The organism is Acinetobacter legionensis, from assembly GCF_048551735.1.
GTDB lineage: Bacteria > Pseudomonadota > Gammaproteobacteria > Pseudomonadales > Moraxellaceae > Acinetobacter.
Map to the genome: position 1 here is coordinate 126,307 of NZ_JBIMBV010000014.1, position 13,077 is coordinate 139,383.

Sequence of the window (13,077 nt, forward strand, 5' to 3'; positions counted from 1 at the left end):
ACTTCATTGGCGTTGCTCTTTTAAGAAAGGGGATAAGAATACTTATTGTATAAAAATAAATCTGTATGTCAATGTTAAGCTTTTAAAATGCTCATTTAAAAAAGAATTATCTCAAAAACTTAACTCCCTTATGAAAGGGAGCTAAGTGGCAGTGGATTGAACCAATCAACGCTTATCAATTTATTTAAGCAGTTGCTTTAATCACTTCTACAACAGATGTTGCCACATAATCAATATTTTTTAAATTTAAGCCCGCTGCACACATACGGCCGCTACGTAGCAAATAAATGGCATATTGATCTTTCAATATATCCACTTGTTCAGCAGTTAAACCAGTATAGCTAAACATGCCTTGTTGTTCTGTAAGGTAATCAAAATTACGACCAGGTAAAGCAGCAGTTAATTTTGCCTTTAATAGTTCGCGCATTTGGATGATACGCTCACGCATTTCTTTAAGTTCTGCATGCCATTTTTCAGTTAATGTTGCATCATTCAATACATTATCAACCACTAAGGCACCCGTTGTAGGTGGGCTTGAGTAGATACGGCGTACAGTTGCTTTAAGCTGACCTAAAACTTTTTGTGCAGTTGCTTGGTCATCACAAATAAAGCTTAAACCACCAACACGCTCACCATATAGTGAGAAAATTTTAGAGAAAGAATTGCTAACAATGAAATTCAATCCCGACTTATCTAAAGTACGAATTGCATAAGCATCTTCTTCTAAGCCTTGACCAAAACCTTGGTAAGCAATATCGAGGAATGGAATTAAATCACGTGCTTTCAGTACTTCAATCACACGATCCCATTCAGCAGGTGTTAAATCTGCGCCTGTTGGGTTATGGCAACAAGGGTGAAGGAGAACAATGCCTTTTGCAGGGATTTGCTGTAAATCCTCTAACATGCCTTCAATATTGACACCATTGGTTGCTGCATCAAAATAGCGGTAGAAATGTGAATTGATTCCCGCACCATTAAAAATCGCAATATGGTTTTCCCATGTCGGTTGGCTCACCCAAACATCAGATTCAGGAAAGTATTTTTTTAGAAAATCTGCACCAACTTTAAGTGCACCAGAACCGCCTAGGGTTTGAATGGTCACTGCACGGCCATCTTTACGTGCTTGGCTATCTGCACCTAAAACTAATTTCTGGGTTGCTTCGTTATATGACTTTGAACCATCCATCGGTAAATAAAGCTTTACCTTGTCATTGCTTGGTTCAATATTTTTCAAAGCCGCTTTTACAGCGTCTAACTGAGGAACAATTGTGTCCTCATTATAATAAAGACCAATACTTAAATTTACTTTGTGTGTCCGTTCATCCTTACCAAAGGCTTCCATTAGAGAAAGAATTGGATCACCTGCATAAGGATCTACATGTTGAAACATGGTCTAAAGTCCTAAATCAATCGAAAAAATCAAGTCTGATAATATAGGTAATTCAAACCCCGACTCAACAGTAGATTGAGGTTTATTTTTTATTATTTATTCAACTTTAAATTAAGGCCACCGCTCATTTGTCTATATTTATAGCCAAATGTGCATTTACTACAAAATAGAGGATAAATAAGATAAAACTTAAAGAATGTATCAAGTGCGGTATTGGAAGAGAGATAGTTAAGATATTGATTGTTTTTAAGTCGCAGTATTGTTAATGAATGATAAAACTATTGTTCTACATTTCGCTTCTTGTCATCATAGCGCAAACGCAATATTTAAATTCTGGATGGTTTTTAATGTTACTGAATTATCAATACGATCAAGCTCAAGATAGCCATGGAACTCAAAAAGCCACACTGGTATTGATTCACGGGTTATTTGGAAGTTTAAGTAATTTGGGCATTATTGCACGTGAATTTCAAGGCAAATTCAACTTATTGCAAATTGATGTTCGAAATCATGGTCATTCTGCACATTCAGATGAAATGAATTATCAATTGATGGCTCAGGATGTTTTGCAAACACTTGATCATTTAAATATTGAAAAGTTTATTACGATTGGACATTCTATGGGTGGAAAAATTGCAATGAAACTTGCAGATTTAGCGCAAGATCGTATGCAAAAAATGATTGTTTTGGACATGACACCTTTTGCATATCAAGAAAATCACCATGATCAAATTTTTAAAGCCTTATTTGCGGTTGAAAATGCACAGATTGAATCTCGTAAAGAAGCAACAGAGATTATGCGTGAGTATTTAAAAGAAGAAATGGTGATTCAATTTTTATTAAAATCATTCAGTAAGGGAAAATGGCTGTTTAATGTCCAAGCCTTATTTAATCATTATGCTGATATTTTAAGTTGGGAAAATCAGCAGGTGAATCCTATTCCAGCATTGTTTATTAAAGGTGGAAACTCACCCTATATCTCAAAAGCTGAACATTTTTCTGCAATCGAAACCCAGTTTAGTCATAGCCAAGTTAAAGTCATTGAACAAGTCGGGCACTGGTTACATGCTGAAAAACCGGCTGTAGTCAATCAAATGATCTCTGGGTTTATAGAATGATTTAGGCTCTGAATAAATTAAAACAGCATATTTAAAGGTAATATGCTGTTTATAAATGATTATTTGATAAAAACTACCAGTTCTTTAGTCCAGTAGGGTCAAGAAAGTGTCTTGGTTTTGAATTTGCCATTGAGTACTAGATATGAAATTAGACCTAAAACCAAACCCCAAAATGCACCCCCAACACCAAATAAACTGATATTGGCCGTCGTTGCGAGAAAGGTAATAAGTGAGGCTTCTCGGCAATCAATATCACTCATCGCATTTGCAAGACTTCCAGCAATTGTACCTAATAATGCAAGTCCTGCTAGAGTGCTTATAAAAGCGACTGGAAACGCTGCAAAGACAGCTGCTAACGTTACACCAAAAATTCCAACAAAAATATAAAACACACCTGCGGCGATGCCTGAAATCCAGCGTTTTGATGGATCTTCGTGGGATTCCTTTCCAGTGCAAATTGCAGCAGTGATCGCAGCAAGATTAAATGCATGTGAACCAAACGGAGCCATGAGGAACGAGCCTAAGCCTGTCACGATAAGAATCGGTTTAGCATTGGTGTGAAAACCATCATTTTTAAGAACCAGTAAACCTGGCATATATTGTCCTGTTAAGGTAATTAAAAATAAAGGTAAGGCAAGACTCAGTATCGAGTTTATAGAAAAAGTTGGTGTGGTAAAAATAGGCGAGGCTAATTTTAGTTCAAATCCAGAGAAATCAATCCGTGATTGTAAAAGTAAGAAAATAAAGCCAAAAATCAAGACACTAATAATGGAAAATCTTGCAGAAAAACGCTTGTTGATGAGGTAAATCAAAAATAATGAAATCGCCAAAAAAGGATCAATTGTCATATTGGTAAAGGCTGCAATCCCAAATTGCAATAAAATACCTGCCAAGAGACCAGATGCAATACCCGCTGGAATTAGACGAATCAATTTTTCAAAATAGCCCGTAATTCCCAAGATCACAAATCCCAGTGCAGAAAGTAAATATGCTCCAATTGCTTCGGAATATGGCACAGTTACAAGTGTCGTAATTAAAAATGCAGCGGCAGGCGTAGACCATGCAGTGATAATGGGTTCTCGGGTATAGGTATACCAACTTAATAATATTCCTGTGATACCAACCCCAATAGAAATAGACCACACCCATGAGGCAGTGAGTTCAGGGCTAAGACCAGCCATCTGTGCAGCTTGGAAGATTAAAATAAAGGTACCACCATAATTAACGATGACCGAAATTAAACCGGCCATAATGGGGGGAAGAAAATCATTAGAATGATGTTGAAAAGACATAAACTCTACCCCTAAGATTTAAAAAAGAAGTAGTAGAGTGTATTTTTAATGTGGTATTGCTATAAGATACACTTAAAATATTTTTTTAGGTACCAGTTTGCTAATATGACTTTATCTTCTGCCTTTTTACTTAACTCTGGTAAAGGTGAAGGCGTTAAGAATGGTTTTTATTATGTTTTATCTACTATGATTTGATTTTAAGAAGTAGTTTTTGCTGGAACAAAATAGTTATTAAATTGAGTAAGCCTACTTTGTGCTTGATGGTTTGATTGTTAATATAAAACATAAGAAAGTTACCTTTGTTTGATTAAGATTCGACACCTTTATCAAAATGGGTAACTTTCTCTTTTTCAAGATCTATGTCTGATCAGAACTGAACGAATACATTTAATGTGCATGTGAATGAAGTCCTGCAGGTACAACAGATCCAAATGGTCTTGTTTTACAATCTTTATCATTCGGATCACAAATACGGACATTTTGCATCATGCCTTGATCTTCATGATCTAAGATATGACAGTGTAATACAAAGTCTCCTGTGAATTTTTCATACTTGGTTGTGACCACAATCTCATAACCCGTTGGAACAAAAAGAGTATCCTTCCATACGCCATTTAAACTATTAAATAAAGGATTAGTATTTTTCTCTAAAGTTATATCTCCACCTATACGATTATTTGAACCATCAACCTTATATACGGATTTAATTTGAAAAGGATTCACATGAATATGGAAAGGATGTCCTGCAAGAGTAGATGTTAAGGTCCATTCATCAATCCCATTTAAAGTTAAATAGCGGTTTAAATTATCGCCATAAGGAAGTGCTAAATCAGCGTTAAATTTTTCATTACTTATACCAAAGACTTTACTAATATTAAAATTAAGCTGTTGTTGACCTATTTTGATGTCGCTATTACTACTTTCAATTTTTTGTAAAGAATCTAATGGGGTAAAAGCCGTGATTAAATTATTATCCAAATCAGATTTAATTTGTTTTTGTGTAATACCATCAAGCTGTTGACCATTACTTTTTTTATCTGTAGAGGATGTTCAGAAAAAGAACTTTAAGAGAAAGAGGAAGTTAAGTTTAATATTGTTTTATCGGCTATATGTTTTTTTGGACACTTATTGGTATTTTACTCTCAATTTTGACACATTATTTAAATGAATTATTACATAACCAAATAATATTGGCATGCTTTATTATTGTTGTTTTAGTTCTATGGCAGATAACTCCATATAAAAAAATCAGTCTAAATCGCTGTCATCTTCCTGCAAAAATTAATCCTTTTGGGCTTCAGTCTGGTATTGATAATTTTAAATTTGGAATTAAAAAAGCCTGGTACTGCGTAGGAGCTTGTTGACCATTTACGTGGTTATGTATAGCGTGGATGGAGCCAATGATGTATATAATGCCTTTATTTACTTTATTTTTACTAGTGGAACAAATTCAACCCAAGCGAAGAGAAATTTGGGGGTGCGAATATTTTTAAATTGTTATTTTGATTTTTTAATCACTAAATATAGACTTAGAGAGCATAATTTATTCTTATTAATTTACAGATTATACTTTTTGTTTAAGATTTAATTTACTGTATTATTTGAATATCGATCATAACAAACTAATCTAAATATAATTTGATAGCTTCCTATACTTATAAGGTAAAACAATGATTTGCAATATAATAAGTCTAAATTTCTTTTTCCGAGTTATTGGCTGTTAAATATATATGCAGCATATCCATGATCTTTTTTTACAATAACCAACCCAAATGTAGGTCTAGTAATATCGAGATTAACAGCTCAATCTTTGACAATTATCAAGGTGTTAGGTGTTTTGCGTTAAATTTAGTGCCTCGTGAGTCTGTTACGAATCTAGTAATTTTACCAAATAAGCAAAATATATTTTTATTAAAAGACATTAAATATATAACAGAGTATTATGGGTTTTTGAAAAAATAATATTTTTTAGCAGTATACAGTTGAACTACGGATGAGTGCTTTTGAGTACAAACTTATACAACGCTTTATTCTTCTAACTGTTTGAAAATCCAAGTGAATGCAACGATATGCAAGCCATGCCAATCCAATACAGACTGAGTGGATTCTACTTTTGGTATTATTCAATAGTTGGAACTTTTTTACCGTATTGGAGCTTATATCTTCAAGATCAAGGATTTAATTATCAAGAAATAGGATTACTGTCCTCTATAGCCATTTTAACCCGTATATTTGCACCCTTTATTTGGGGATTTATCGCAGACAAAACGGGCAAACGAATGTTATGGGTACGTGTGGCAACCTGGATGGAAGCTACAATCTGGTTTTTGATTTTTATTATTCCCAACAATATGCAATCAATTGCATTTCTGATGTTGATTTTTAGCTTCTTTCAAAATGCCATACTTGCGCAATTTGAAGGTGTAACGCTGTTTTGGTTGGGTAATCAACATACAGCATTGTATGGAAAAATTAGAAAATGGGGCTCTATTGGATTTATTATTGGCGTATTTAGTATCGGTGCGATTTTAGAATTTATTGCAATTCAATATTTACCGATGATGTTGTTATGTATTGCATTTACAGCTTTTATTTGGTCCTTTTCGATTAAGGAACCTAGCGCAGCACCAAGTGCACAAAAAATATTAGAGCCATTGCTTCCCATCCTAAAAAGACCTGTGGTTTTTTCATTTTTTATCATTGAATTTATTATGCTTTTTGCACAAGCACCATTTTATAGTTTTTATAGTAATTATTTAAAGCTTGCTGGTTACAGTACAACTCAGATTGGCTTTTTATGGTCAGTTGGTGTGATTGCTGAAATTATCATGTTTAACTATGCAAATTTCTTCCTAAATCGTTTTTCATGGCGAAGCTTAGTCGCGCTTTGTTTAATCATGACCAGTATTCGATTTATTTTGGCAGGTTTATTTTCAGAAAGTTTCATTATTCAATTTATTTCTCAAACGTTTCATGCATTTAGTTTTGGTTTATTTCATATTATTGCAATGCGGGTCATTTTGCAGAACTTTGCAGCCAAACAACAGGGCAGAGGACAAGCGCTATATAGTACCATGTGGGGACTTGGTGTTGCGTCAGGCAGTATTTTAGCTGGGCAATATTGGGAAAAATTATCAGGAGAATATATTTTTATCCTTGCTGGACTTTCAGCATTGCTTGGTTTGCTATTGATTAATTTTTTACCTAAAACATTACAAACGATTCAAAGATAAATGAATCTCTTTGCAGAAAAGAGATTCAGCACATCCAAATCGATACTGTACAGATTAATTTAGTAAATAGACAATGAGATGTACAATAAAAGGTCCAACCAATACCATAAAAATACCAGCTAAAACCATGGTTAAACTAGCAATAACACCTTCATCTTTATCACGCATATAAGCTTTACTTGTACCAAAACCATGTGCTGCATTACCCAAAGACGCACCTTGCGCAAAGCTTGATTTCAGTCTTAATCCACCCAATATCAAATCACCAATTAACATACCAGTCACCCCAGTAATCATGGTGAATAAAATCACCAGTTCAACAGAACCGCCGATATGGGTTGTTAGTTCCATTGCAAATGGTGTAGAGATTGAACGAGCCATTAGACTATAGGTTGTTGTTTGGTCAAAATGAAATAACTTGGCAAGGTAGAATGCACTGATCATTCCAGCAAGCATACCAATGACTACACCCATTGAAATTGAAATGAGATGTTCTTTAATGATTTGGCGATATTCAAAAATTGGGATTGCAAAGGCAACAGTTGCAGGCCCTAACATCCAGATAATCCACTGACTATCAAGCATATAAGCATCATAAGAAACATGTGCTGACAGTAAAATGATGATTAAAACAATCGGAACCAAAATTGCTGGAGATAAAATTAAATATGGAAATTTACGATAAAGTTTTTTGACCAACACATACGCAACTAATGTGATCACTAGGCAAAATATTGAAATGGCAGACATTATTTATCTCCCTGTAATACATGTACGGTTTTATGAACATGACGTTGTTTCAACTTCCGCTCTAGTTTAAAACCTATATGCACACTATAAGCAGTAAATACCATCACACAAATTGTACCCAGTACAACCACCACAATCAGTTGCCAACCCTCAGTCATAAATAGGTTTTTATATTTCATTAACCCGATAAAACAAGGAATAAAAAATAGTACCAATTCACCTAGAATGAAATCTGAGCCTGATTTAATCCAATTTAACTTAAAAATACCTGTCATGAGCCCAATCAAAACCATAAATAAGCCAATCACAGCTGCCGAAATAGGTAAATTAAATTGTTTTTGAATGATTGAACCAATCCACCAAATCAAAATTAAAAGCCCAATTTGCAATGTGACTTTATAGATTGATGAAATTTGATGGCTTTGAGTACTCGTAGACATTTTATTGCAGATATTTTAAAAAGATGAGTTATTTTAGTTGCAAACATCACATCATATTATGAATAATTAAATCATAATTATGCGTTTTTGGAATAATTAATGGACATTAAAAATCTTAAAATTTTTGTAGAAATTGTCAATTGTGAAAGTTTTACTTTGGCTGCTGATCGTTTGTTTATGTCACAGCCTACAATCAGTAAATCAATTAAACATTTAGAAGAAGAACTTGGTATAGCTTTGTTTAAAAAAGGTGAAGCTGGAAGAAAAAGGGAAGTTGTGCTTACTTATATTGGTGAATTAATTTATCAACATGCTTTAAATATCTTAAATGAACAAAAGCAAATATTTGATAATATAAATCAAGTACAGCAGTTAAAAAAAGGTAAATTAACCATAGGCTTACCACCACTAGGTTCGGTATTACTTAGTCCTTTAATTGCTTTATTTCACCAAAATCATCCCGATATTCAATTGAAATTCTTAGAAGTCGGTGCCAATGGTATTGAGGAAGCAATTGCTGATAAAAGTATTGATGTTGGAATTTTACTCGGTAATTTAAGGCCAAGTTTTGCGGCAATTCCTGTGATAGATTCACCAATGTGTTTATTAGCAAAGAAAAATTCACACTGGAATCAACGAGATTCAGTAAATTTGCATGAACTTAAAGAAGAAACTTTTTTACTTTACGCTGATTCTTTTACATTAAATAAGATGATTATACAGGCTGCAAATTCTGTAGGTTTTGAACCAAAAGTCGTATGTAAAAGTAGCCAGTGGGACTTTATCACCAAAATGGTGGAGTTTAATATGGGGATCGCTATATTACCCAAAATTTATTGTGATCAGCTAGATCAGGGGAAGTTTTGTTCAGCAATCCTTAATGAGCCTAAATTACATTGGACATTGAGTATGGCTTGGAATACGACTGTAGCAATGAGTCCAGCAACCAAAGCTTGGTTAATGATTGTAGAAATGCATCGAGATAAAATTCATTTTTAGATTAATTGATAGCTTTAAAGTCTTAATAAATTGAGCCTAATGTGACTAAGGCTTATTTTTTTAAGTATTAAAATTATGTATATCAATTCATTAGTTTATTTGATTTCGCATAATATACCAAGATTATGTTACTTGCACTGCAACTTATAAAAATGGCATTTTCCCAACCAGAAAATGTCATTTTTTTTGCGAAAATTGCAGTGCATTTAACATCAATCTGCATTATGCGATTTCTGTCTGCTCTGGACGCCAACGACGACGCGGAGGTACGACAAGGAGGAGGCGAAGGACAGGGCAAAGTGATAGGGCACACTGCTATCTAATAGTGTGCCTGAGTTTCCAAAGTTTTTTTCAATTCCTGCTGTGAGCTATATATAACGGAGCCTACAGGGAAGATGAGAAACTTTATCATTTAGGCTTAATTTTGATTATTTTTTCACCTTTAATCAACAATTTTTATATTCCCATTTTGATCAATATCGATTTTGTTTACTGTCATTTCTATAATTTTATGAACTATTTGGCTTTCTGATTTAATTGTTTTAAATCCATTCATAATTAACTTCTTATTCAAGTAATTAAGTCTAGCTTCTAACACTTCCTGTTCCCATTTGTTTAACTTTACTGTTTCGGCCATTAGATAAACCCAATTAATTAAATCATTTTATTGTATACATATTTATACAAATATCCTTGCGTATACCGGTATACCGATGTATTCTTTTGTTAGTTGGGTATACCGGTATACTTTTATACCACTGGGGCAGGATGTTAGACTTTGAGCGCTTAATGATTCCGATCATTCCGACACATGTTTGTAATCTTGAGAATCGTTATTGGTTTAACGGTGATATTCGTGATTATGGTGTGCCTGCTGCGACTCGACATGTCAGTAAAGATGACCATGGAAATACTATAACAGGGGAGCTTTATCATCCTTATGAGTCATTACCAAGCGATTTTACTGATATGGCTGTTAAGTTTTATACAAGCACAATGAATACACCGCCTTATGTTGAGATCAAAGAAAGGTTCACCGTTAAAATTGTTACAAGGTCATAATGTTTACGGCTTTGAATCTCTTGAACTTGGTACTTACCACATGATTGGTATGTTGCTTGCTGCTTTCCCTAAACTTGGTCCTATTCTTGATGTTCCTAACACTGAACTTTCTTGTTTAGATACAACCCAACTAATCAGATTGCCTCATCAGAACATGGTTCAACCTGTTTTGGATTACATGGCTAATCTTTCATCTGGCCATCGTAAAGCTAGAGAAATTAAATATAACAATTATATTTCTTGGGGTAACGATGGTGCCAGTGTACGCCCTAAGGCTTATGGCAAATTTGAAGAAGTAAAAAGTCAGTTACATAAAATTCAAAAACTAGCCGATAAAGGTTGTTCACGATCTAAAGCACTTGTATGTGCTATGCATGATGCTTTGCCTTTTGCAAATGCGATTGTGCGCTTAGAGGGTCGTATTTCTAAGACATATTTAAGTAAAAACGGTTACCCAACAAATATTTGGGAACTTATAGAGTTCCAGAAACAACAGCCAGACTTACTGCTACGCCTCTGGCACGTAGCTTTTGACCCAATCCTTAAGACAATGGAGGGTGAGTATATGAATTTTGCAACTGATGCACAGTTAGAAGATTTACTTAAATCTAAGTTGGTTACTTACACCAAGAAAGGTAATCCGAGTTATGTAAGAGCTTATAACGCTTTGGAGTTTTATAACTCTTTACGTTTATATGGTTGGAAAGTTGTATTAGCTCGTCATACAAAATCACGTTTTTCTAAACGTAAAAATGACCTGATTGAATGTGGCATTAGTCTTTCACACCTCCAAAACCTACATAAAAACCCTAACGGCAAGGTCATTCCATTTGTACGTCTTTTAGAACTCAAGATGTGCGACCAATTGCCACCAGATTATCAAATTCCAGTTTCACCATACACGCCAAATGAGCGTTTACATTTAGTTGCCTAAAGAGAGGTTTTAACCATGCAAGTAACATTTAACAAACGTACAGTTTTTCCATTAGTTTACCGTGGTGAGAACAAAAAGACAGGTGAACCAACTTGTTATTTATCTACCACAGTACTGTCACCAGTTAAATACAATTTAAAGCCTGCTAATGGAATGATGCCAATTGAACAGATTCAAGCGATTTTAGAACAATGCGCTGATGATGGTCAGGAAGTTGAAATTGAGTTTACGGAATCTCAATCAAAGTTTGGTGCTGAGATGCAGATTTATAGCGTCAAGCCAATTCCAAAGAAAAACCCAACAGATACAAAACCTTAATTATACCAATTTCGCATAATGTATATTATGTTAAATAAGATATCTAAGACTGTGGCCTACACAACGCTATTGTTGCCACAGCTCAGCAACGTGAATCTAGATAATTGTATTCACGTTGCTGAGTACCTTGAGTAACATAATATTCGTTATGCAAAATCCTGCGCTATCTCAGTCTGTCTATGTGATGATCTAATTTTATAAATAATAATTTGAGTTGATCTATTTCATCGTAATTGTCTATGTCTAGTTCCCTGATTGCATCTAGATACTGCTCCAGTGAATCACGCATGAATATGTAATCTGACTTTTGTAATACCCCAATATTTCTATTATAAAACGTGGTTTTCCAAACATGCCTATTGTTCATTGTGTAATATTATGCCAATCATAAAAACCAAGTAAAAATACAAGCTATTGATAAATAATAAAATAAAAATTTCAGGTCAGGAGCAAATTTTTAATCGAGAAGATCTGGAGCTGGAAGATAATGCCAGTCATTCTTAAACTTGATCACGCATTGATCTATATAAATATTTAACACCATAATAAAGAAGTACAACAACTAGAATGCCAACACCTAACCAATAATCCATTTTAAATACCTCTAAGAAAATACAAAATAAAAAGACAAAGCGACCAAAATAATCCAGCCTGCCATTATTTCAATTAGATATTCTTCCATTTAAAACTGCCCTATTATGATCATATTTTGTGCATCGTTACCCGCATATTATAGATTGCTATTTCAGTGAAATAGCAATAAAAATGTAGTCAGAGGGTCAATGATCGAATGTTGTTTGTGACGATTTATAGTCATAAATCTAAGCGTCATAGACATGACGTTTTATATATAAATCAATTCTTTGTGTATCATTTCGACAAGTCTTTTTTGTGAAAAGACTTGTACATTTTCAATGTGAATCTAGTGAATCAGGTTGATCTTTTAAACGTTTAAGCCTGTATTCAAGTAATCGTATAGCACGTTCTTTATTCTTAAACAAATAATCATCATTAATATCATCCAATTCATCTTCACGAACATAAATACCTGAGTATGTTCTAAATAAGTAACCATATTGAGTTTTAATTTTTTTAGGCAAACGTATTCGCTTAAATACAAATCTATCAAGGATTACATATATAAAATGCAAAGTAATGAACCCAAATACAGATAACATAAAAGCACTAATTAATACGAAATCTTGTAAGGCTTTTAAGTCTTGTGGTGATAATGTATGCATAATTAAAACCCCTATAAATCACTGAATGAACGACGAGAATAGTAATGATCATGAAGATAAACAAGTTCAGATACTTCACGAATAAGTGGATGTGCAAATTTCTCATGTTGAAATATAAAAACTATGTCATGTCCAAGATGTCTATGTGTGAGTAAGGCTTGAAGTCTATGATCTGTAAGTTTGGAAAGAGCTGTAAAGTAATAAAGATATTCACAACCGTCATAGATAATGTATGCAGATTGATTTATAAGCGTCCAATCAGAATCAGGAATGACTTTGAAAGTGTTAGGTAAAAAAGAC

At 33.9% G+C, this 13,077-nt stretch carries 15 protein-coding genes; 7 read left to right on the forward strand and 8 right to left on the reverse strand.

Going from position 1 to position 13,077, the window contains the following annotated elements:
- Positions 1 to 184 precede the first annotated feature (184 nt).
- A complete protein-coding gene (locus tag ACG9ZL_RS13950; protein ID WP_336951245.1) occupies positions 185 to 1,390 on the reverse strand; it encodes an amino acid aminotransferase in 1,206 nt (401 codons plus the stop codon).
- A gap of 347 nt (positions 1,391 to 1,737) precedes the next feature.
- On the opposite strand from ACG9ZL_RS13950, the gene ACG9ZL_RS13955 reads away from it, so the two are divergent.
- The gene (locus ACG9ZL_RS13955) at positions 1,738 to 2,508 is read left to right on the forward strand and encodes an alpha/beta fold hydrolase (protein WP_419360454.1); all 771 of its coding nucleotides are present in this window, start codon (positions 1,738 to 1,740) and stop codon (positions 2,506 to 2,508) included.
- A gap of 98 nt (positions 2,509 to 2,606) precedes the next feature.
- Here the strand turns inward: ACG9ZL_RS13955 and ACG9ZL_RS13960 are convergent, their stop codons facing one another.
- Positions 2,607 to 3,800, reverse strand: a complete 1,194-nt coding sequence (locus tag ACG9ZL_RS13960; protein ID WP_419360456.1) for a benzoate/H(+) symporter BenE family transporter — start codon at positions 3,798 to 3,800, stop codon at positions 2,607 to 2,609.
- Positions 3,801 to 4,187: 387 nt separating this feature from the next.
- Positions 4,188 to 4,778 carry a multicopper oxidase domain-containing protein gene (locus ACG9ZL_RS13965; protein WP_419360458.1) on the reverse strand — a complete coding sequence of 197 codons (591 nt, stop codon included), beginning with the start codon at positions 4,776 to 4,778 and terminating at the stop codon, positions 4,188 to 4,190.
- 131 nt (positions 4,779 to 4,909) lie between these two features.
- Here ACG9ZL_RS13965 and ACG9ZL_RS13970 point away from each other — a divergent pair, with 131 nt between their 5' ends.
- Both ACG9ZL_RS13970 and ACG9ZL_RS13975 read left to right on the forward strand, forming a co-directional pair.
- Positions 4,910 to 5,164 carry a copper chaperone gene (locus ACG9ZL_RS13970; RefSeq protein WP_419360460.1) on the forward strand — a complete coding sequence of 85 codons (255 nt, stop codon included), beginning with the start codon at positions 4,910 to 4,912 and terminating at the stop codon, positions 5,162 to 5,164.
- A gap of 705 nt (positions 5,165 to 5,869) precedes the next feature.
- Complete coding sequence (locus ACG9ZL_RS13975) at positions 5,870 to 7,033, forward strand: MFS transporter (protein ID WP_419328892.1); 1,164 nt, start codon at positions 5,870 to 5,872, stop codon at positions 7,031 to 7,033.
- 54 nt (positions 7,034 to 7,087) lie between these two features.
- Here ACG9ZL_RS13975 and ACG9ZL_RS13980 read toward each other — a convergent pair whose 3' ends face one another.
- Together ACG9ZL_RS13980 and ACG9ZL_RS13985 are read right to left on the reverse strand one after the other, a co-directional pair.
- Positions 7,088 to 7,783: an LrgB family protein gene (locus ACG9ZL_RS13980; protein WP_419328893.1), complete on the reverse strand. Its 696-nt coding sequence runs from the start codon at positions 7,781 to 7,783 to the stop codon at positions 7,088 to 7,090.
- Positions 7,783 to 8,223: a CidA/LrgA family protein gene (locus ACG9ZL_RS13985; protein WP_419328894.1), complete on the reverse strand. Its 441-nt coding sequence runs from the start codon at positions 8,221 to 8,223 to the stop codon at positions 7,783 to 7,785. Before ACG9ZL_RS13985 ends, ACG9ZL_RS13980 begins: the two co-directional genes overlap by 1 nt.
- A 99-nt stretch (positions 8,224 to 8,322) precedes the next feature.
- Between ACG9ZL_RS13985 and ACG9ZL_RS13990 the strand changes: the two genes are divergently transcribed.
- A complete protein-coding gene (locus ACG9ZL_RS13990) occupies positions 8,323 to 9,222 on the forward strand; it encodes a LysR family transcriptional regulator (protein WP_336951132.1) in 900 nt (299 codons plus the stop codon).
- A gap of 442 nt (positions 9,223 to 9,664) precedes the next feature.
- Here the strand turns inward: ACG9ZL_RS13990 and ACG9ZL_RS13995 are convergent, their stop codons facing one another.
- On the reverse strand, positions 9,665 to 9,859 hold the full coding sequence (locus ACG9ZL_RS13995; RefSeq protein WP_419360462.1) for a hypothetical protein: 195 nt from the start codon (positions 9,857 to 9,859) through the stop codon (positions 9,665 to 9,667).
- Positions 9,860 to 9,990: 131 nt separating this feature from the next.
- Between ACG9ZL_RS13995 and ACG9ZL_RS14000 the strand changes: the two genes are divergently transcribed.
- Genes ACG9ZL_RS14000 through ACG9ZL_RS14010 form a run of 3 tightly spaced genes read left to right on the forward strand, consistent with a single transcriptional unit; the run spans position 9,991 to position 11,536 of the window.
- A complete protein-coding gene (locus ACG9ZL_RS14000; RefSeq protein WP_419360464.1) occupies positions 9,991 to 10,284 on the forward strand; it encodes a phage/plasmid replication domain-containing protein in 294 nt (97 codons plus the stop codon).
- Positions 10,235 to 11,218: a phage/plasmid replication protein, II/X family gene (locus ACG9ZL_RS14005; RefSeq protein ID WP_419360465.1), complete on the forward strand. Its 984-nt coding sequence runs from the start codon at positions 10,235 to 10,237 to the stop codon at positions 11,216 to 11,218. The genes ACG9ZL_RS14000 and ACG9ZL_RS14005 overlap by 50 nt, the downstream gene beginning before the upstream one ends.
- Before the next feature lie 15 nt (positions 11,219 to 11,233).
- Positions 11,234 to 11,536, forward strand: a complete 303-nt coding sequence (locus ACG9ZL_RS14010; protein WP_419360466.1) for a hypothetical protein — start codon at positions 11,234 to 11,236, stop codon at positions 11,534 to 11,536.
- Positions 11,537 to 12,447: 911 nt separating this feature from the next.
- Here the strand turns inward: ACG9ZL_RS14010 and ACG9ZL_RS14015 are convergent.
- Both ACG9ZL_RS14015 and ACG9ZL_RS14020 read right to left on the reverse strand, forming a co-directional pair.
- Positions 12,448 to 12,777: a hypothetical protein gene (locus ACG9ZL_RS14015; protein WP_419360468.1), complete on the reverse strand. Its 330-nt coding sequence runs from the start codon at positions 12,775 to 12,777 to the stop codon at positions 12,448 to 12,450.
- 11 nt (positions 12,778 to 12,788) lie between these two features.
- Positions 12,789 to 13,077 (reverse strand): zonular occludens toxin domain-containing protein (locus tag ACG9ZL_RS14020; protein WP_419360469.1); only part of this gene is annotated, 289 nt, incomplete at its 5' end.